This is a genomic window from Mesorhizobium sp. YL-MeA3-2017 (genome assembly GCF_030814575.1).
GTDB lineage: Bacteria > Pseudomonadota > Alphaproteobacteria > Rhizobiales > Rhizobiaceae > Mesorhizobium > Mesorhizobium terrae.
Map to the genome: position 1 here is coordinate 181,808 of NZ_JAUSVH010000003.1, position 18,154 is coordinate 199,961.

At 63.8% G+C, this 18,154-nt stretch carries 18 protein-coding genes; 3 read left to right on the forward strand and 15 right to left on the reverse strand.

What is annotated here, in order from left to right:
- Nucleotides 1–810, reverse strand: a complete 810-nt coding sequence (locus QFZ88_RS28365; RefSeq protein ID WP_065996762.1) for a Ku protein — start codon at nucleotides 808–810, stop codon at nucleotides 1–3.
- A gap of 12 nt (nucleotides 811–822) precedes the next feature.
- Nucleotides 823–1,686: a Ku protein gene (locus tag QFZ88_RS28370; protein WP_065996761.1), complete on the reverse strand. Its 864-nt coding sequence runs from the start codon at nucleotides 1,684–1,686 to the stop codon at nucleotides 823–825.
- Between the two features lie 701 nt (nucleotides 1,687–2,387).
- Here QFZ88_RS28370 and QFZ88_RS28375 point away from each other — a divergent pair.
- Nucleotides 2,388–2,978, forward strand: a complete 591-nt coding sequence (locus tag QFZ88_RS28375; protein WP_065996760.1) for a carbonic anhydrase — start codon at nucleotides 2,388–2,390, stop codon at nucleotides 2,976–2,978.
- Nucleotides 2,979–3,000: 22 nt separating this feature from the next.
- Here QFZ88_RS28375 and QFZ88_RS28380 read toward each other — a convergent pair whose 3' ends face one another.
- Nucleotides 3,001–4,002, reverse strand: a complete 1,002-nt coding sequence (locus tag QFZ88_RS28380) for an ATP-dependent DNA ligase (RefSeq protein ID WP_065996759.1) — start codon at nucleotides 4,000–4,002, stop codon at nucleotides 3,001–3,003.
- 213 nt (nucleotides 4,003–4,215) lie between these two features.
- On the opposite strand from QFZ88_RS28380, the gene QFZ88_RS28385 reads away from it, so the two are divergent.
- Both QFZ88_RS28385 and QFZ88_RS28390 read left to right on the forward strand, forming a co-directional pair.
- A complete protein-coding gene (locus QFZ88_RS28385) occupies nucleotides 4,216–4,662 on the forward strand; it encodes a DUF2231 domain-containing protein (RefSeq protein WP_065996758.1) in 447 nt (148 codons plus the stop codon).
- Nucleotides 4,659–6,059 (forward strand): PQQ-dependent sugar dehydrogenase, encoded by a 1,401-nt coding sequence (locus tag QFZ88_RS28390; RefSeq protein WP_083237622.1) that lies wholly within the window; start codon nucleotides 4,659–4,661, stop codon nucleotides 6,057–6,059. The genes QFZ88_RS28385 and QFZ88_RS28390 overlap by 4 nt, the downstream gene beginning before the upstream one ends.
- Nucleotides 6,060–6,230: 171 nt before the next feature.
- Here QFZ88_RS28390 and QFZ88_RS28395 read toward each other — a convergent pair whose 3' ends face one another.
- The 12 genes from QFZ88_RS28395 to QFZ88_RS28450 are packed head-to-tail and all read right to left on the reverse strand — an operon-like array spanning nucleotide 6,231 to nucleotide 17,972.
- Entirely contained in the window at nucleotides 6,231–6,500 is a 270-nt protein-coding gene (locus tag QFZ88_RS28395; RefSeq protein WP_065996757.1) for a cytochrome C oxidase subunit IV family protein, read from the reverse strand.
- Between the two features lie 7 nt (nucleotides 6,501–6,507).
- Nucleotides 6,508–7,146: a cytochrome c oxidase subunit 3 gene (locus tag QFZ88_RS28400; RefSeq protein WP_065996756.1), complete on the reverse strand. Its 639-nt coding sequence runs from the start codon at nucleotides 7,144–7,146 to the stop codon at nucleotides 6,508–6,510.
- Nucleotides 7,143–8,786 (reverse strand): cytochrome c oxidase subunit I, encoded by a 1,644-nt coding sequence (locus tag QFZ88_RS28405; RefSeq protein ID WP_065996755.1) that lies wholly within the window; start codon nucleotides 8,784–8,786, stop codon nucleotides 7,143–7,145. Before QFZ88_RS28405 ends, QFZ88_RS28400 begins: the two co-directional genes overlap by 4 nt.
- Entirely contained in the window at nucleotides 8,783–9,742 is a 960-nt protein-coding gene (coxB, locus tag QFZ88_RS28410; protein WP_065996754.1) for a cytochrome c oxidase subunit II, read from the reverse strand. Before coxB ends, QFZ88_RS28405 begins: the two co-directional genes overlap by 4 nt.
- Entirely contained in the window at nucleotides 9,739–10,488 is a 750-nt protein-coding gene (locus QFZ88_RS28415; protein ID WP_065996753.1) for an SCO family protein, read from the reverse strand. Before QFZ88_RS28415 ends, coxB begins: the two co-directional genes overlap by 4 nt.
- A complete protein-coding gene (locus QFZ88_RS28420) occupies nucleotides 10,485–10,934 on the reverse strand; it encodes a hypothetical protein (RefSeq protein WP_065996752.1) in 450 nt (149 codons plus the stop codon). The genes QFZ88_RS28415 and QFZ88_RS28420 overlap by 4 nt, the downstream gene beginning before the upstream one ends.
- Nucleotides 10,927–12,048 (reverse strand): hypothetical protein, encoded by a 1,122-nt coding sequence (locus tag QFZ88_RS28425; protein ID WP_065996751.1) that lies wholly within the window; start codon nucleotides 12,046–12,048, stop codon nucleotides 10,927–10,929. Before QFZ88_RS28425 ends, QFZ88_RS28420 begins: the two co-directional genes overlap by 8 nt.
- Nucleotides 12,045–12,587 carry a c-type cytochrome gene (locus tag QFZ88_RS28430; protein WP_065996750.1) on the reverse strand — a complete coding sequence of 181 codons (543 nt, stop codon included), beginning with the start codon at nucleotides 12,585–12,587 and terminating at the stop codon, nucleotides 12,045–12,047. The genes QFZ88_RS28425 and QFZ88_RS28430 overlap by 4 nt, the downstream gene beginning before the upstream one ends.
- Entirely contained in the window at nucleotides 12,584–13,111 is a 528-nt protein-coding gene (locus QFZ88_RS28435) for a DUF3341 domain-containing protein (RefSeq protein WP_065996749.1), read from the reverse strand. Before QFZ88_RS28435 ends, QFZ88_RS28430 begins: the two co-directional genes overlap by 4 nt.
- Nucleotides 13,108–14,481, reverse strand: coding sequence for an NrfD/PsrC family molybdoenzyme membrane anchor subunit (gene nrfD, locus QFZ88_RS28440; protein ID WP_065996748.1), 1,374 nt, complete (start codon nucleotides 14,479–14,481; stop codon nucleotides 13,108–13,110). The genes QFZ88_RS28435 and nrfD overlap by 4 nt, the downstream gene beginning before the upstream one ends.
- Nucleotides 14,474–17,332 (reverse strand): 4Fe-4S dicluster domain-containing protein, encoded by a 2,859-nt coding sequence (locus QFZ88_RS28445; RefSeq protein WP_065996747.1) that lies wholly within the window; start codon nucleotides 17,330–17,332, stop codon nucleotides 14,474–14,476. Before QFZ88_RS28445 ends, nrfD begins: the two co-directional genes overlap by 8 nt.
- Entirely contained in the window at nucleotides 17,316–17,972 is a 657-nt protein-coding gene (locus tag QFZ88_RS28450; protein ID WP_065996746.1) for a cytochrome c3 family protein, read from the reverse strand. Before QFZ88_RS28450 ends, QFZ88_RS28445 begins: the two co-directional genes overlap by 17 nt.
- Nucleotides 17,973–18,154 lie beyond the last annotated feature (182 nt).

An 18,154-nucleotide genomic window follows, 5' to 3' on the forward strand; every position in this document is an offset into this window, starting at 1 on the left:
CTAGCGCTTGCCCGAGCGGTTCTCGGCCTCGACGGACTTGCGTAGCGCGTCCATGATGTTGATGACATTGTTCGGCGTGGCCTTCGGCGCGGCGCCCTTCGCCTTCGCCGGACGCTTCGTCTTCTTGCGCTTGGCCTCGATGATTTCAAGCAGCTTGTCCTGCACCGGATCGGCGACGAGCTTGCTGTCCCAGTGCCGGGTCTGTTTCTTGATGAACTGCTGGATCAGCGGCATCATCTCGGAATCCGACTTGTTGTCGTTGATCCCCTCGAAATAAGCCTCCTCGTTCCTCACCTCGTCGCCATAGCGCAGCGTCCACAAGACGATGCCTTTGCCGCGCGGCTCCAGCATGACCGCCCGCTCGCGGCGCGAGATAACTAGCCGGGAAATGCCGACCATGTCTTCCGCGGCCATCGCGTCGCGGATGACCGAGAACGCCTCCTCGCCGACTGGATCGTTGGGCGAGAGATAATAGGGCGTGTCGAGCCAGATCCATTCGATAGAATCGCGCGGCGAGAAGACATCGATATCGATGGTCTTGGTGCTGTCGAGCGCGACGTTTTCCAGCTCCTCGTCTTCGAGGAGGACATAGTCGTTCTCGCCGCGCTGGTAGCCTTTGACCTCGTCCTCGTCGCTGACTTCCTTGCCGGTGACGGCATCGACATAGTGACTCACCACCCGGTTGTGGGTCTCACGATTGAGCGTATGAAAGCGAACCTTCTCGCTTTCCGAGGTTGCCGGCATCATCTGCACGGGGCACGTCACCAGCGACAGCTTCAGATAGCCTTTCCAGTAGGGGCGAACCGCCATGGCGTCCTCCGATCAAGCCGCGCGCTTGGAGTTGGCGGCGCGCTTCGGCTCCTTGGCGCTGGGCTTGGATTTCGCAGCGGGGCGTTTCGTCTTCTCGCTCGATTTCAGGCCCGCGCTCTGGCGCAGAGCCTGCAAGAGATCGCTCGGTTTCGAGGGCGGCGACACCTTCTTCTTCGGCAACGGCTTGCCTTCGATCTTGGCCTTGACCAGCTCGGCGACCGCTGCGTCGTAACGGTCGTCGAAGCTCTTGGCGTCGAACGATCCTTTCTTGGTGTTGATGATGTGCTTGGCGAGATCCAGCATCTCGCCCTCGATCTTCATGGCGGGAATGTCCTCGAAAGCTTCCTTGGCGGACCGCACCTCGTAGTCGAAGTTCAGGGTCGTGCCGATCAGGCCTTTGCCGTGTGGACGGATCAGCACCGTACGCAGCCGGCGAAACAGGACCGTGCGCGCCAGCGCGGCGACCTTCGCCTGCCGCATGCCGTCGCGCAGCAGCCCGAAGGCGTCGGCGCCCATCCTGTCGGGCGCAAGGTAGTAAGGCTTGTCGAAATAGACGTCATCGATCTCGTCGCACGGCACGAAAGCTTCGATCTTCAGCGTCTTGTCGCTTTCCGGAACCGCCGCGGCGATTTCCTCCGGTTCGAGCACGACAAAATCGCCGTTCTCGATCTCGTAGCCCTTGACCTGATCCTCCCGCTCGACGGGGTCGCCCGTCTCGCTGTCGACGAACTCGCGGCGGACATGGTTGCCGGTGGCGCGGTTGAGCGTGTTGAAGGCGATGCGCTCGGAGGAGGAGGACGCGGTAAAAAGCGCAACCGCGCAGGCGACTTCTCCGAACTTGATGTAACCCTTCCAGTTCGCCCGCGCCGCTACCATGGCACTCGCACTCCGTCACAACCTATGCGAGTCAATAAAGACATTGGCCGCCAGTATGGTTCCGGAGTCAAAAAGAATCTGAATTCAAAGGGTTGGCGAGTTGGGACGACGGTGACAGTCCTTAGGGGAGCCAACGGTCGGTGCAGAACCGAAACGCGTCCAACATTCCTGCTGGCTGCGCGTAGAATTCGACCCTTGCCACCGAAGCCGTCGGACGTGTCGACGCTTCCCGGTGAGTCATCAGCTGGCGGGGCAAATTGAGAGGGGGTCGTGCGGTTGCCGACTTGCATCTTAATCATGTCGCTCGTCCAGGACGAAGATGGTCCCAGCCGGGGGAAGCCATCAAACGGTGGATGCCTGGCTTGTACGTGGCGATCGGGGCGCCACGCTCGTCCTGGCGAACTTCGCGCCGCCGCGTGGAAACGGAGCTGGTGTCCTTGACGCTCAAGTCTGCGCCGTTCGTGACGGCAGCCTCGATCCAAAGAATCGATGTCCACCATGCCGACACGAGATGCCGCTAGGAGCAAAACGGGCGACCTGAATACCTTGACGCGGCGACGGTCGAGGCGCTCAAGAGGCTGTCGGAGCGGCGAGGCTGACTCGTCGCGGCAACGACGGGCGACCGAGAGGTGCTCACGACATCGCGATGCCGCCGCGTCATCGCGACGGTCCACATTTCGGTACGATAAGGAGAATGGCAGTTGATCGAGCAATTATTCGAGAACAACAGGGCATGGTCAGCGGAGCGGATCGCCGAAAGACCAGATTATTTCGAACGCCTTTCCAATCTCCAGCAGCCCGAATACCTCTGGATCGGCTGTTCCGACAGCCGTGTACCTGCAAACGTCATCGCCGGGTTGGAGCCGGGCGAGGTGTTCGTGCACCGCAACGTCGCCAATCTCATTCACCCGACTGACCTGAACATGTTGTCCGTCGTCGAATTTGCGGTCCGGCAACTCCGCGTCAAGCACATCATCATATGCGGCCACTACGGCTGCGGCGGCATCCGCGCCGCGGTGAGCGGTCAAAGCTTCGGTTTGATCGACAACTGGATTCAGCCCATTCGGGACGTCGCGGACGCCGGGTTCTCCTGCCGCGAATGCGGGGACTGGAACGAAGAAGGGTTGGATCGCCTTTGCGAGGCATCAGTGGCCGAACAAGTCAAGCGTCTCGCTCGCACGCCGGTTATTCAGAACGCGTGGAAGGAAGGTGCCGACGTGGCCATCCACGGCTGGGTGTATGGACTGAAGGACGGGCTGCTTTCGGATTTGAAATGTACGGTTGCACGCTAGAAGCGTATGGGGCAGTCGCTCGTCAATCTTGGGAGAGTTGATCGAAGGTGCATTGTCTGGGGGATTTGTCGGGGCGCCAGCGCAATAGCTTGGTGCCATGCCTGAAACGGTCGTCCGAGACATGGTCGTAGCGCACCTCGGCCACCAGCTCGGGCTTAACAGGCTGCCAGTCGCCCGAGCGCTCATTGCTCCAGCGGCTCGGCCCCCCCGGGGAGCGTCCGCTGAAGCTTGACGCGGCCTTCAGCGCTTCCAGCTTCCGCGTGAGTTCGCTCCGGTCGGTATTGGCGAGAGCCGAGGTGAAGCCGACATGATGAAGCAGGCCTTGGTTGTCATAGAGACCGAGCAGCAACGAACCGACCCCGCGCTTTTGCCTCAGGTATCGGAAACCGCCGACAACGCAGTCCGCGCTCCGGAGTGGCTTCACCTTGATCATGGTTCTCTCGCCCGGGCGGTAGGGTTCGTCGAGTTGTTTGGCAACGATCCCGTCCGTCCTGCCGGACCGTTCCGCCAGCCACAAGGCCGCGATGTCCCGGTCGCGGGTCTGCGGCGAAAGCCGCGTGCGGCCAGCGTCCAGCATTTCCGCCAGGGCCTCCAGAGCGGGCCGTCTCTCGCCCAGCGGCTTTTCGAAGAGCCGCCCGTCGTCGACAGAAGCGAGGGCGTCGAAAAGGACCGTAGTCGCGGGGGTCTCAACCGCCAGTTTCTGGATTCGGCTCTCCGCGGGATGCAATCGCATCTGAAGGAACTCGAAGGAGCTGCGCCCGTCGGCCTCGATGACCAACTCGCTGTCCGCTACAAAACGGGCCGGCTTCGCGGTCCGGAAAGTTCCGACCACCTCGGGAAAGAACCGACTGAGCGACTTGCCTGACTTAGCCCGAAGCTCGACCGCGTCGCCCTCTTTGAAGATCAGGCAGCGGAACCCATCCCATTTGGGTTCATATTGCGATGGTCCGCCTTCAACGGGAATTTCGTTGGCCGTCTTTGCCTCCATGGGAGGAGTGGACAGAGGCAGGAGGAAGCGCGTCATTGTTGCGAAACTCGCTCAACCTGGCCTTGTTCCGGCGATGCGCGATTGCATCCGTGCAAAGCCAAGATCGGCAGGCAAGATTCGCGGAGCCGGCCGTCCACCAGCGGCTACCGGCTTCGAACGGTCAAGACCGAGTGATTGGTCCGATGGCTCGCGGAACTTTCGCAGGGCATCCGGGTTGATGATCGTTCACGGCAACCGGAAGACACGTCGATGCCAGAATATCCCCGTTCCACGGCGAGCATCGCCGGCCATCCCATACATCCAATGCTGGTGCCGTTTCCGATCGTTTGCTTCGTCGGGACGCTGCTGACTGACATTGCCTATTGGCGTACCGCCGACATGATGTGGGCTGATTTCTCCGCCTGGCTCGTTACGGTCGGCGTGATCATGGGCATCCTCGCCGCAATCGCCGGACTGACCGACTTCCTCGGAAACCGACTGGTGCGGGCGCAATCCCCCGCCTGGCCGCATTTCCTCGGAAATCTCCTCGCGCTCGTCCTAGCGATCGTCAACATGTTCGTGCACACGCGCGATGCCTGGACTTCCGTCGTGCCGTGGGGGCTGGTCCTTTCCGCGATCGTCGTTCTCATCCTGCTCGTCACGGGTTGGTTGGGATGGGCGATGGTCTACCGTCACCATGTAGGAGTAGCGGAATGACACGTTCGGTCTTCTCCTCTCCCGTTCGCCGCGGAATGGCGCGGGCGCTGCTCGGCGCTTCCCTGCTGGCGCTTGGCGCTTGCAGCGACGATACGTTCGACACCGCAAGCCAGGTCGGTCCCAATCCGAACCTGCCCGAGCCGCAGCAGTATCTTTTCCCGCCGATGCATCTGGCATCGATCGTCGGCTGGAAGGATGGCGAGACACCGAAGGTTCCACAAGGTTTCAAGGTGGAAGCGCTGGCGACAGGCCTGCAGCATCCGCGTTCGCTCTACGTGCTGCCCAACGGCGATGTTCTCGTGGTCGAATCCAAGGGGCCAGGCGTCGAAGGCCTCAAGCGCCCGAAAGATCTCGTCATGGGCTGGATCGAATCGTTGTCGACCGGCGGCGAGGGCAGCGGCGGAAGCAACCGCATCACGTTGTTACGGGACGCCAATGGCGACGGCAAGCCGGAGACCCAAAACGTCTTCCTCGATCATCTGAGTTCGCCCTTCGGAGTCGCGCTCGTCGGTTCCGACCTGTATGTCGCCAACACCGATTCCATCATGCGCTACCCGTACAAGGAAGGGGAAACGAAGATCACGGAGCCTGGCACGCCGCTCACGGCCCTTCCGGGGGGTCCGATCGACCATCACTGGACCAAGAGCCTCGTCGCCTCGAAAGACGGCACGCTGCTCTATGTCGGCGTCGGCTCCAATTCCAACATCACCGAGAACGGGATCCAAGCCGAGAAGAATCGCGCAGCCATATGGGAAGTCGACCGGACGACCGGCCGCTGGCGCATCTTCGCCGACGGACTGCGCAATCCGAACGGGTTGAGCTGGGAGCCGGAAAGCGGCGCGCTCTGGACCGTCGTCAACGAGCGGGACGAACTCGGGCCGAACCTCGTGCCCGACTACATGACGTCCGTGAAGGACGGCGCATTCTACGGCTGGCCCTACAGCTACTACGGCCAGCATGTGGACCCGCGGGTGATGCCGCAGCGGCCGGACCTCGTCGCCAAGGCGATCCCGCCGGACTATGCCCTGAGTTCGCATGTCGCTCCGCTCGGCCTGGCGTTCTACACGGGCGACAGTTTCCCGACCCAGTACAAGGGCGGAGCCTTTGTCGGCGAGCACGGCAGTTGGGACCGCGGCCATTTCAACGGCTACAAGGTCGTCTTCGTGCCGTTCAAGGAAGGCAAGCCGAGCGGTAAGGCCGAGGATTTCGTCACCGGGTTCCTGAAGAACGACGACGAAACGCATGGCAGGCCGGTCGGCGTCGCGATCGACAAGACCGGCGCGCTGCTGATTGCCGACGACGTCGGCAACACGGTGTGGCGTGTCACCTCCGCGCCGCAGAGTGCGCAAGCGAGGCTTATGGATTTGAAAACTTCCCAGCTGCAAGAGTCCGAATGACCCTGGCTACGGGCAGAAGCGCGACCGAGTCCACGCCCAGGACGGAAAGTTCCGATCGAGCTCCACGTTGTCGCGTGTCGTCAGCCGCCCCGTGACGTCGGGTGTCAGCCGGTCTCTCGTAGGAGGCTATTAAATATCGGCAGAGCAGTAGAGCATTCTCGTCTCGGAGGCTCAGGTCCCGTTGATCCATTGTCCGGCAAGCGTCAGGCCGAACAGGATGGCCAGCCACAGGCCCGCTGCCGCGACCGCCAGCCGCGGCAGCGGTTCCGTTTTGACCAGATGCATAAACAGGACGGCGATCACGCCGGCCTTGGCCGCCGCGATCGCGAGGTTGACCGCCGAATTGAAACCGCCGAGATCGAGGAACGATGATCCCACGGTCAGTGCCAGCAGCGCCATGAGGCCGAGATAGGCAAGAGCAAGTTGGCGGATTTCGCTCATGAACGCCTCATCGGTTGATCAGATAGAGGATTGGGAACAGGAAAACCCAGACGACGTCGACGAAATGCCAGTAGAGCCCGACCGCCTGCACGCGCCGGGCGCGGCTGTCCGGCTCGGTGTGCCGCCAGAGCGCGAGCAGCCACCCGATGACGGCAATGCCGCCGAGCAGGTGCAGTCCGTGCAGCCCGGTCATCGCGAAATAGAGACTGAAGAAGAATTGCGCCTGCGCCGGATCCGGCCCGTCGAAGGTGAACGGCGCGCCGAGTACCGGGGCGATGCCCTCGTGGAATTCCATGGCGTATTCGGTGCCCTTGATGACAAGGAAGGCGATGCCGAGCAGGGCCGTCGCGCCAAGCGCGAGCGTCGCCGCGCGCGAGCGGCCTGCGCCGGAATAAAGATGCGCCAGCGCCATGGCGAAGCTCGAAGTGATGAGCACGGCGGTGTTCAGCGTGCCGAGCGCCAGCGACAGGTGCTTCGACGCTGCCGCAAAGGCCGGGCCGTAGCTGACCCGGGCGACAAAGAAGACCAGCATGACGGCACCGAACAGCATCGCCTCCGAGCCGATGAACACCCACATGCCGAACGTGTCGGCCGCCTGCTCGCGACGGGCCGTGTCGAAGGCGACGCTCTCGACGCTCGTCCTCACGCCGCCGTCTCCCGGTGCGGGCTGAAGCGCTCGTGCTCCAGTCCCTTCATCGGATAGTCGTAGGCCGGCCGCGTCACCACCGGGGTCACCGCGAAGTTTTGCGGCGGCGGGGGTGACCCGGTTTGCCATTCGAGTCCCGTCGCGCCCCAAGGGTTGTCGGACGCCTTCGCTCCCGTCCACAGGGAACGGCCCAGATAATAGAGCGGCATCAGGTAGCCCGCCGCCAACACTACCGCGCCTGCTGACGACAGCACGTGCCAGAACTGGAACTCCGGCGGATAGGTGTGGTAGCGCCGCGGCATGCCGTTGAAGCCGAGCACGAACTGCGGAAAGAAGGTCAGGTTGAAGCCGATGAAGGTGGTGACCGCCGCGACCCGGGCCCAGGCCTCGGGATAGAGGCGGCCGGTCATTTTAGGCCACCAGAAATGCAGCCCGCCCATGTAGGCCATCACCATGCCGCCGACCATGATGTAGTGGAAATGCGCCACGACGAAATAGGTGTCGTGGACGTGGACATCCACGGCGAGCGCGGCGAGGAACAGACCGGACAGGCCGCCGAAGGTGAACAGCGCCAGGAAGAACAGCGCGTAGAGCATCGGCGCCTCGAAGGTGATCTCGCCCTTGCGCAGCGTCAGGCTCCAGTTGAACACCTTGATGGCGGAGGGAATGGCGACGCAGAAGGAGAGGAACGAGAAGACGACGCCGGCATAGGTCGACTGGCCGGAGACGAACATGTGATGGCCCCAGACCAGGAAGCCGAACACGGCGATCGCCATCGAGGCCAGCGCGACCGACGCATAGCCGAACAGTGGGCGTCGGCTGAAGCAGGGTAGGATTTCCGACACCACGCCCATGCCCGGCAGGATCATGATGTAGACCGCCGGGTGCGAATAGAACCAGAACAGGTGCTGGAACAGCAGCGGGTCGCCGCCGAGCCCCGGATCGAAGATGCCGAGGCCGAACACCCGTTCGAGCACGATCAGGATCAGCGAGGCGGCAAGCACGGGCGTCGCCAGCACCATCACCAGGCTGGTTGCGTAGAGGGTCCAGACGAAGATGGGCAGGCGGAACCAGGTCAGTCCCGGCGCGCGCAGCTTGTGCACGGTAACGATGAAGTTGATGCCGGTCATGATCGACGAGAAGCCGACGATGAAGACGCCTAACGCCGCGGTTGAGACGTAGCTATCGGAATAGATCGAGGAGAGCGGCGTGTAGAAGGTCCAGCCCGTGTCGACGCCGCCGAGCAGCACGGCCGCCAGCGTGAACAGGCTTCCCAGGATGAAGACGTACCAACTCGCAAGGTTCAGGCGCGGGAAGGCGAGGTCGCGCGCCCCGATCATCAGGGGAAGCAGGAAATTGCCCAGCGTCGCCGGGATCGACGGCACCAGGAAGAACCAGACCATGATGATGCCGTGCAGCGAGAAGAAGCGGTTGTAGACGACGTCGGAGACGAGGTCGCCTGCGGGCGTGGCCAGTTCCACGCGGATCATCAACGCAAAGAAGCCGCCGAGGAAGAAGAAGGCGGTCAGCGAGGCGAGATAGAGCCAGGCGATGCGCTTGTGGTCGGTGGTGAGCAGCCAGGAGCCGATTCCGGCCCCTTCCTGCAGGTAATTTCCGGCGCGCAAGGTTTCGCTGCTCATGGGGTTGCCTCGCTCGGAGTCGATCGTTCGGAGGAAAGCGATTTCAGGTAGGCGACCAACATCTGGAGTTCCCCCTCGTCGATGAGGCCGTCGAAGCTCGGCATGACGGGTTCATAGCCTGCGGCGATCTCCTTGGCGGGCTGCAGGATCGAATCCCTCAGATAGCGCTCGTCCGCCAGAACAGTCTGCCTGTCCGCAAGCGCGACAGGTCTGCCGTAAACGTTGGCGAGGTCGGGCGCGCGCACCTTGCTGGACGGGCCGTGGCAGCCGGAACAGCCCAATGCCCGGAACAGTTTTTCGCCGCTTTGCGCCAGCGATTCGCTTTCGCCCTGGGCCGAAAGCCATTTGGCAAAGTCCTCCGGGGGCATCACGGTCACCCAGCCGCCCATTTCGGAATGCTGCGTGCCGCAATATTCGGCGCAGAAGAGGTGGTAGCGGCCGGGCTTGACGGCGGTGAACCAGAGGTGCGTGGTGCGGCCGGGCACGGCGTCCTGCTTGAGACGGAAAGCCGGGACGTAAAAGGAATGGATCACGTCTTGGGAAGCGAGCGAGACAACTACTGGTCTGCCTGCCGGGACGTGCAATTCATTGATCTCGCGCTGGCCGCCGGGATGGCGGAACGTCCACATCCATTGCTTGCCGAGGGCAGCTATCTCCAGAGCATCGGACGGCGGGCGATCGCGCTGAACGAACAAGACAGCGCCCCAGCCGAAGAAGATGAAGGCGATCACCAGGCTGGCGCTCGTCCAGCCGATCTCCAGCGGCAGGCTGCGGCCGCGCTGGCCTGTGCGGTCGGCGCTAGAGCCGGCGCGGTATTTGACGGCGTAGCCGACCACCAATGCGGTCAGGAACAGGCCGAGCAGCAGGGTGAAGGCCAGCAGCGCGTAGAACAACGCGTCCACCCTGCCGGCGATCGACGAGGCCTCATCCGGCACGAAGGGAATGCCGAAGCTCATGTCCGCCTCCGGACCATGAGGAGAACCGACGCTCCCATCGCCAGCAGCGTGGCGAGGCTGCCGAGCTTCAGCGCTGCCCATATGGCCGGCGTATATTGGCCTTTCGATGTGTCGAAGCCGGCGCATAGCAGGAAGACATGGTCGGCGATCGAGCCGAGCTTGTTTGCGGAGGCCTCTACCAGCGCCAGCCGAAGATCGCGGGGCTCGAAGGACAGCGCCGGCAGGACGCGCGAGATCTTTCCGCCCGGCGTGACGGCGAGCACGGCGATGGGATGCACGAACTGGTCGATGCGCGGTCGCGTGTCGAAGCTGATGCCCGCTTCGCTTGCGAGCGCAGCGCCCTCAGGCCCGGTCAGGAAACGCCATGCCCTCAGCCCGTCCGCGCCGGCCGACTGGGCTACGGCTTCTTTCGCCGCAGTGGCGTCTTCGCTTGTCTCGGTTTGGTCGATCGAGATGAAGAGAGCCCGATAGGCCGAAGGATCAAGACCTGTCTTGTTTAGGTCGGAGGCGACGGCCTGCTGGGTTACGCCGCATAGGTTCGGGCATTTGTCGTAGCCGAAGACGACCAGCGCCGGCTTTCCGGCAAGCACATCAGCCAAGCTTGTTTTCGCCCCGGTCGAATCGCGTAGAGGGCGATCCGGATCGAGCTGCGCGCCGATCTTGGGATCGAAGGACGGGCGCTCCACAGCGCCGCTGGCGGTCGTCGCTGCCAGCACCAGCAGGAATGCCGCGAGGGCCCCCCTCATGGTTTGGCTCCGTTTGCGGTATCGCGGCAGGACGCGGCTTGCGGTGTGCGCGGCACGTCGCCCGTCAGCAGGCTGCATTCGTCGCTCGAGGGAGAGGCTGCTTCGGCCGTCCAGTGCGGCAGGCCGTTCTGGGCGACCAGTTTCATTGCTTCCTCGATGGGGATGCGCGCAATGCCCTTGGCGCGATCGACCCAGGCCAGTTTCTCCAGTTCGGCCTCCTCCGCCCGTCGCACAGCCGCGAGATCCTCGTGCGGCGATGTCGAGAGAGCAGGAGTCGCCTCGTTGCTCGACCACTCGGCGCCGGGCTGCGGCCACAACGCCTGCGGCCGGAAAAGGAGATAGAGCACGCCGAGCGACACAAGCAGGAAGACGACGAGGCCGCCGGCGAACAGCAGCAGCGCCCTCGGCCAGATGTCGCGTGTCTCGGGATGGCGGACTTCAGCCATGCGCTATCTCCCGCCAGAAGAAGATGCGGCTTGGCTCTCTCAGCACGATGACGAACATCGTCGTCCAGAGGCAGCCGGCGGCCACCGGCGCTGCCAGGTCCAGCCACGCGAGCGACAGGCGCGGCGTGGCCAGCGCGGGACGGATGCGCCAGACAGATTCCATCATGTGACCGGCCAGCACGACGATCGCCAACCAGACAAGCCCGCGATGGCTGCGCTTGACGGTTCGCGCCAGGAAGGCGGCAAAGGGCAGGGCCAACTGCAACAGGACGACCAGCCAGAGCAGCACACGCCATCCGCCCGTTCCGCGCCGCAGGTACCAGCCGATATCGTTGGGTAGGTCGCCGGCCCAGACCACGATCCATTGCATGAAGGCGAGATAGGCCCAGGTTAGCATGAAACCGAACAGCATGTTGGCGACGTCCTCGCCGAGCACCGCATCGCCTTCGCCGCCCGGCAGGACTTCGATGGAGCGTGTGGCGGCAAGGACCAGCAGTGCCAGTGCGGCCGCGCCCACCACCTCGGCCGACGCCTCCAGCATGGCATAGATGGTGGAGGTGAACTCCGGGTCGAGCGACAACATCCAGTCGGTCGAGAAGACGGTGACGGCGGCGGCGTGGACGACCAGGCCCAGCGCGAAGCCACGCGTGTTGGACTGGGGCGCGTCGGGATCGGTCCATTGCAGGACGAAGAAGGCAAGCGCCAGCCACAGAACCGCGCAGCCGGCAAACCGGACGAGGAAGAACGGCGTGTTGAGATAGGCGAGCTTCGCCCGCACCGCCTCGGGCAGGGCGGAGACATCTGCAACGGCCCACGGAAAGACGAGATCCGGCCGCAACAGGATCGGTAGAAGGAAGACGAGCGCGAGTGGCAGTGTAGCGACCGTCGCGCGCAATGGCGGCCGCATGGCCTCGCCCCAGCGGCCGCCGGTCAGGCCGTGGATCATCAGCAAGGTCATGGCGCCGAGCGGCAGGCTGACCAACACTAGTGCCGCCGTCAGCCAAGCGGTGAGCGCCAGGCGCAGGTCGATCAAGGCGCCTGCGATGCAGAGCAGTAGCCCGGCTCCGCTCACGAGAACCAGCATCCTGGTTCCTTTGTCGCGCGGAAGCGTCATGGCGAAGCCTCCGCGTGAAGCTTGCCGCGCAGTTCGGCAGGCAAGGCCGCCGCCGGCACGGTACGCGCATATTGCAGGGTGCGGATATAGGCGACGATAGCCCAACGGTCGGCCGGAGGGACGCGCGCAGCGTAGGAATACATGGCTCCGTAGCCGTTCGTGATGACGTCGTAGAAGTGTCGGTCCGATGCCTGCCGCAAAGCATCCTGATGATAACTCGGCGGCGCTGGGAAACCGTGCCGCACCACGACGCCGCGGCCATCGCCCGCGCGGCCATGACAGGGCGCGCAGAAGATTTCGAAGCGCTCGCGTCCTCTTTGCAGCATGGCGAGGGTCACCGGCGTCGGTATCTCCTGAGGCGTCGCTGCGAGGTCCGCGTCGCGCGCGACCGTGCCGGGCACCGGCGTGCGCGCCGACATGCCGTCGGAGAACTGATCGCTTTTCTCCAGCGGATCGTAGCGCGGCTGGTCGGCCATCTGCTGGTCGCAACCCGTGAGCAGCGGGCCCATCAGAGCGATGAGACAGAGGGCCTGCTTCATGCCTTCACCTCCGCCACGGAAGCCGCGCCGAGCCGCCGCAGCTGCGCCTTGGTCGCGTCCCTGCCGAACTGGGGATCAGTCGCTTCGACCAGCAGGTAGAAACCGCCCCCTTTGGCGAACGTAAAAATCTCGGCGTTGAAGACGGGGTGGTAGTAGCGCGGCAGGCCGTTGGCGACGACCATGCCGATGAAGCCGGCGATCGCGGCACCCAGGATCGCGGCTTCGAAGGCGATGACCGTGAAGGCCGGCCAGGAATGCAGCGGCCTGCCGCCGACATCGAGCGGATAGTCGATCTCGACCGAATAGAGGATCAGACCGTACGCGAAGGCGCCTCCCAGCACAGCGCCGGCCAGCACGATCCAGGGCAGGCGCGTCCTGGGCATCGCAAGGATCTCGGCCAGCCCGTCCACCGGGTAAGGCGAATAGGCGTCCATCCGGTGATAGCCTCGCTCACGCATGGCTCGCGCTGCGTCCGTGAGGCGCTCGGCATCGGTGAAGGCGGCGATGACACCGTGCAGCGTCATGAGCCCTTGCCCTCCTCAGCCAGTTCCTCGACCTCGAAGATGGTGATCGCGGGCAGGATGCGGACGAACAGGAAGACCAGCGCGAAGAAGGTGCCGAGCGATCCGAACAGGATGCCGTAGTCGAGCCAGGTCAGCGACTGCTCGCCCCAGGCGGATGGCAGGAAGTCGCGGCTCGGGCCGCTGACGACGATGACGTAGCGCTCGATCCACATGCCGATATTGATGATGACCGCGACCGCGAAGAGCAGCGGCATGTTGCGGCGGACGGAGCGCAGCCACAAAAGCTGCAGCGCGACGCAATTGCAGGCGAGCATCGTCCAGAACAGGACGGAATAGGGGCCGACCGCGCGCTGCACCATCATCATGCGCTCGTAGGTCTCGCCGGAGTACCAGGCGAAGAAGGCTTCCGACGCGTAGCCGTAGATGACGACCATGCCCGAGGCGATCATCAGCTTGCCCGCATTGTCCATGTGCTTGAGCGTGATCAGGTCCTCGACCGAAAAAGCCCAACGCAAAGGGATGGCGATGGTCAGCACCATGGCGAAGCCGGACAGCAGCGCGCCGGCGACGAAATAGGGCGGGAAGATCGTCGAGTGGTAGCCGGGCACGATGGCGAAGGTGAAATCGAGCGCGACGATGGAATGCACCGAGACGACCAGCGGCGTCGCCAGCGCCGCCATCAGGTAATAGACCACCTTATAGCGTGCCCAATGATAGGCCGAGCCGCGCCAGCCCAGCGCCAGCAGGCCGTAGAAGACCTGCGTTCCGCGCCGCTTCGCCCGATCGCGTAGAATGGCCAGATCGGGGATCAGGCCCATGTACCAGAACAGCAGCGAGACCGTCGCATAGGTCGAGATGGCGGCGAAATCCCACACCAGCGGGCTGCGCCATTGCGGCCAGTGCATGTGCGTGTTGGGCAACGGCAGGAGCCAGTAGAAGAACCATGGCCGCCCGAGATGCAGGATCGGGTAGAGCCCGGCCATGGCGACCGCGAACAGAGTCATCGCCTCGGCGAAGCGGTTGATCGAGGCGCGCCAGGGCTGGCGCAGCAGGAGCAGCACCGCCGAGATCAGCGTGCCGGCGTGGCCGATGCCGATCCACCAGACGAAGGACGAGATCATCGTGCCCCAGGCGACCGGGATGTTCACACCGATGCTGCCGATGCCGACCGCGAACAGGTAAGTGACCGAATAGAGGAACAGCATCGCCAGCAGGAAGCAGAGGAAAAAGGCTGTCCAGAAGAAGCGCGGCAGCCGCCCCGCCAGCACGACCGAGGCGATGCGGCCGCTAATCTCCGGCCGATCGTGCCGTCCGAGAAGAACGGGCGGGTGCGGCGGCGTCCGGCGGGCTGCGGCGACCGCTTCAGCCATCGCCGTTCTCCGAATCCTTGGCTGCGCCGGCGAGATTTTCTTTCGTGTTCCTGATCCGTCCGAGATAGGTGGTGCGCGGCCTTGTGTTCAGTTCCTCCAGCAGCGCGTAGGCGTGCGGCGCGGCCTTGTCCCTGGCCACTTGCGAATCCTTTCGCTTGATGTCGCCGAAACTGATGGCCTGTGTCGGGCAGGCCTGCTGGCAGGCAGTAACGACTGCCCCGTCGTCGATCGGTCGGTTGTCGATCTGGGCCTCGATGCGCTTGGCGCTGATGCGCTGGACGCAATAGGTGCATTTCTCCATTACGCCGCGCGAACGCACGGACACATTCGGATTGCGTGCCGCCTGTTCCGGCCCGGCGGTCTCCTTGTCGAAGTCCTGGAATTCAAGAAAGTTGAAGCGGCGTACCTTGTAGGGGCAGTTCTGCGAGCAGTAGCGGGTGCCGATGCAGCGGTTGTAGACCTGCGCGTTCAGCCCGTCATGGGTATGCGTGGTGGCATTGACCGGACAGACCACCTCGCAGGGCGCCTTCTCGCAATGCATGCATGGCACGGGCTGAAACAGCGTCTCGGGCGTTTCGGGCGGTCCAGCGTAGTAGCGATCGACGCGCAACCAGTGCATCTCGTGGCCGATCGAGCATTGTTCGGGACCGACGGTCGGGATGTTGTTCTCTGTTTGGCAGGCGGCGACGCAGGCCATGCAGCCGATGCACGCCGAAAGGTCGATCGACATGCCCCAGGCTTCGTCCTCAGCTGGCCAGTCCGGAAAAAGGGATTCGGTCGGGGCAGGGGGCACCCCCTTCTGGACGAAATCCGGAGTTTGGTGGAATTCGCCGAGCGACGCGTGTCGCACGATGGCGCGGCCTTCCATCGCATGATGATGCTGGGTCGTGATCAGCGGGCTTCGGCCGTTGCGTGCCTTTAATGTGGCGCCGCTCATGAACCAGGGCGCGTCGGCCGTGCGGAGCCTGAAAGCGTCATACCCTTTGGCTAATGCCGCGACCGATCCTGCCGCACGTCGGCCATGGCCGAGCGCGAGTGTTACGACCTCGTCGGGATGGCCGGGCATGATCCATGCCGGCACGTCGAGCGAATGACCCGCGCGGGTGATGCTGACGACCTGTCCAGTCTCCAATTCCAGCCGCTTGCCGGTTGCGGGCGACATCAGCGCTGCGTTGCCCCAGACGAGTTTGGTCAACGGGCGCGGCAGTTCCTGCAGGGCGGCGCAGTTGGCATGGCGGCCATCGAGCAAGAACGGGTCGGCGACGAAACGTAATTCGACGCCGCTTGCAGGTTGGCGAAGTTTCAGTCCGTCAAGATCGGCAGTGGGATGGACGGAAACAGGAGCGGCGTCCGTGCTGAATATGATTCCGGCGCGCAATGCCGTGCGCCAGCCGTCCTCGCCGAGCGATGGCAGCCACGTAGCGCGCACCAGCGACAGCGAATCGGCGTTGAAGTCGCCGTCGAGCGCGGCGAGGATCTCGTGGAAAGTCCTGCCGCCGAAGAGTGGCTTGATCAATGGCTGGACGACGGAAGCCGTGCCGTCGAAGGCCCGTAGGTCGCTCCAGCTTTCGAGATCGTGCGCGGCAGGGATATGCCAATGCGCCGATCGCGCAGTGCCGTCCTGATAAAGGCCGCAATGGACGAGCGTATCGAGGCGGCCGAATGCCTTGCCGACGTCGAGGCCGGTCGGCGCGGTCTCCAGGGGATTGGCGCCCAGGACAAAAAGCCTGCCGACTGTCCCCCCCTCGATATCCTGGCACAGGTTCCCTAGATCGCCGTCGACTGGCATCGCGTGAGGCGGTTCGATGAAGGTGACGGTGGACCCTATCGCACCTAGCTGCCGGTTGATGGCGATCGCGACCGCATGGACATAAGCCGTCTGGTGTTCGCCGGCGACGACGACAGCCTTCCGCCCTGCCGCTTTCAGGTCGGCTGCAGCGGCTTCGATCCATGACGGGTCGATGTTGGTGGCGACATTGTCGCTCCCGAGCGGCAGGGCGAGGCCAACCGCCTTGCCCAGGAGCGCGGCGACGGTTTCGACCGCGCCCGGCTTAACCGCCTGTCGGTGGTCCGCGGCGGCGCCGGTAATCGTCGGCGTGGATTCGACGGCATAGAGCCGGTTCATCTTATCAGCGACGGCGCGGACATGGCGGCGCGCCGAAAAATTCCGGGCGTAGGCCAGGCGCCCCGGTCCCTCTGCCAGGAAATCGGCGTCAAGCGAGACGACGACATCGGCCCGTTCGAGATGATAGACAGGCACCAAGGAATTGCCGAACAGTTTCGCCGCCGCTTCTTCCGGAGACGGCGTTTCGAGCGGATCGTGGCGGTAGATGCGCAGCATCGGGTATTTGCGCCGCAGATCTTCGAGCTGCGTCTTGAGGGTCGGAGAGGTGGTTGCCTCGATGAGGATCGCCGCGCTCTCGCCGCCCGTCGTGGCGAGGTCGGCGGCGTCTACGGCCATGTCGCGCAGGAAATCATCGTAGCTCGCCGGCACGCCGTTCTTCATTGGCGTGCGCGAGCGTTCGGGATCGAAAAGCTCAAGCACTGCCGCCTGCATGACGGCGTCGGTCGCGCCCATTGAGGCAGGATGGTCGGGATTGCCTTCCACCTTGGTCGGTCGGCCTTCATGGCTTTCCACCACCGCGCCGAGGCCGTAGCCACGGCTCGACAGCGTCGTCGCATAGTACAGCGGCTTGCCGGGCACGACGATTTCCGGCTGGCGAACGTAAGGCACGATCTCCTGCGCGGGGCTGCAAGCGGCGAGCCCCGCCATCGAGAGCGATGCGCCGACAAGTTTCAGAAGGCTGCGCCGGTCGATCTCCGCATGGCTTTTCTCAGCGGTGGCAGACATAGCAATCCGTCATGGTTTCGGGATGGATGCCGAGGACGCCGACCAGTTTTCTGCGGATATCCTCGATGTCGTCCGGTGGTTTCCAGTGCAGCAGGAAAACGTCCTGCGGCGGCCTGAGATTGGGTTCCAGATCGCGGTGGCATCCGAGGCACCATTCCATCGACAGCGAATGCGCCTTTTCCATCAGCGGCATCTCGTCCACTTCGCCGTGGCAGGTTTCGCAGGCGACGCCCTTGGCGACGTGGATGGAATGATTGAAGAAAACGAAGTCGGGAACCGAATTGACGCGTTGCCAATGCAGAGGTTTGCCGCTGACAAGGCTCTTCCGCACTGGCGCCAGCATCGCCGCATTCGTGTAGAGCTGCGAATGGCAAGTCATGCAGACTTCCGTCGCCGGCAGACCGGCCGAGGCCGAGGTCTCCACGCCGTTATGGCAATAGCGGCAGTCGATGCCGAGTTCGCCGACATGGTGCTTGTGGCTGAACGGGACGGGCTGCGCGATCGCTTCGCCGACCCCGTTCGCGAACCCGGACCGCAGCCATGCGGTGCCCGCGACGCACAGGATGACTGTCATAAGAAGGACACCTCCTAGCGCGAAGCGCGCAATACCGTCGGCATTTCTGGAAAAGACCTGCGCCATCCCCTCGGCAATCACGGACGAACTATAAGACCCTGAACGCCCGCCGCGCACTCACGTTCCCTGGCGATTCCTGCGATCACGGAATGGTGACGGGCAAGAGCGGCTGGCCTGCAAATTCACCGAAACCATCCGGGAAGTTCTGCGTTCGGCAACCATCACCTTTCGTTTCAGCAGTTAATTCC

Excerpts from the sequence above, each read along its gene's own strand:
- QFZ88_RS28430 (WP_065996750.1), bottom strand. The coding sequence starts at position 12,587 with ATGAAGCAGGCCCTCTGTCTCATCGCTCTGATGGGCCCGCTGCTCACG.
- QFZ88_RS28425 (WP_065996751.1), bottom strand. The coding sequence starts at position 12,048 with ATGACGCTTCCGCGCGACAAAGGAACCAGGATGCTGGTTCTCGTGAGC.
- QFZ88_RS28390 (WP_083237622.1), top strand. The coding sequence starts at position 4,659 with ATGACACGTTCGGTCTTCTCCTCTCCCGTTCGCCGCGGAATGGCGCGG.
- coxB (WP_065996754.1), bottom strand. The coding sequence starts at position 9,742 with ATGAGCTTCGGCATTCCCTTCGTGCCGGATGAGGCCTCGTCGATCGCC.
- QFZ88_RS28415 (WP_065996753.1), bottom strand. The coding sequence starts at position 10,488 with ATGAGGGGGGCCCTCGCGGCATTCCTGCTGGTGCTGGCAGCGACGACC.
- QFZ88_RS28385 (WP_065996758.1), top strand. The coding sequence starts at position 4,216 with ATGCCAGAATATCCCCGTTCCACGGCGAGCATCGCCGGCCATCCCATA.
- QFZ88_RS28445 (WP_065996747.1), bottom strand. The coding sequence starts at position 17,332 with ATGTCTGCCACCGCTGAGAAAAGCCATGCGGAGATCGACCGGCGCAGC.
- QFZ88_RS28370 (WP_065996761.1), bottom strand. The coding sequence starts at position 1,686 with ATGGTAGCGGCGCGGGCGAACTGGAAGGGTTACATCAAGTTCGGAGAA.
- QFZ88_RS28420 (WP_065996752.1), bottom strand. The coding sequence starts at position 10,934 with ATGGCTGAAGTCCGCCATCCCGAGACACGCGACATCTGGCCGAGGGCG.
- QFZ88_RS28365 (WP_065996762.1), bottom strand. The coding sequence starts at position 810 with ATGGCGGTTCGCCCCTACTGGAAAGGCTATCTGAAGCTGTCGCTGGTG.
- nrfD (WP_065996748.1), bottom strand. The coding sequence starts at position 14,481 with ATGGCTGAAGCGGTCGCCGCAGCCCGCCGGACGCCGCCGCACCCGCCC.
- QFZ88_RS28435 (WP_065996749.1), bottom strand. The coding sequence starts at position 13,111 with ATGACGCTGCACGGTGTCATCGCCGCCTTCACCGATGCCGAGCGCCTC.
- QFZ88_RS28450 (WP_065996746.1), bottom strand. The coding sequence starts at position 17,972 with ATGGCGCAGGTCTTTTCCAGAAATGCCGACGGTATTGCGCGCTTCGCG.
- QFZ88_RS28380 (WP_065996759.1), bottom strand. The coding sequence starts at position 4,002 with ATGACGCGCTTCCTCCTGCCTCTGTCCACTCCTCCCATGGAGGCAAAG.
- QFZ88_RS28395 (WP_065996757.1), bottom strand. The coding sequence starts at position 6,500 with ATGAGCGAAATCCGCCAACTTGCTCTTGCCTATCTCGGCCTCATGGCG.
- QFZ88_RS28405 (WP_065996755.1), bottom strand. The coding sequence starts at position 8,786 with ATGAGCAGCGAAACCTTGCGCGCCGGAAATTACCTGCAGGAAGGGGCC.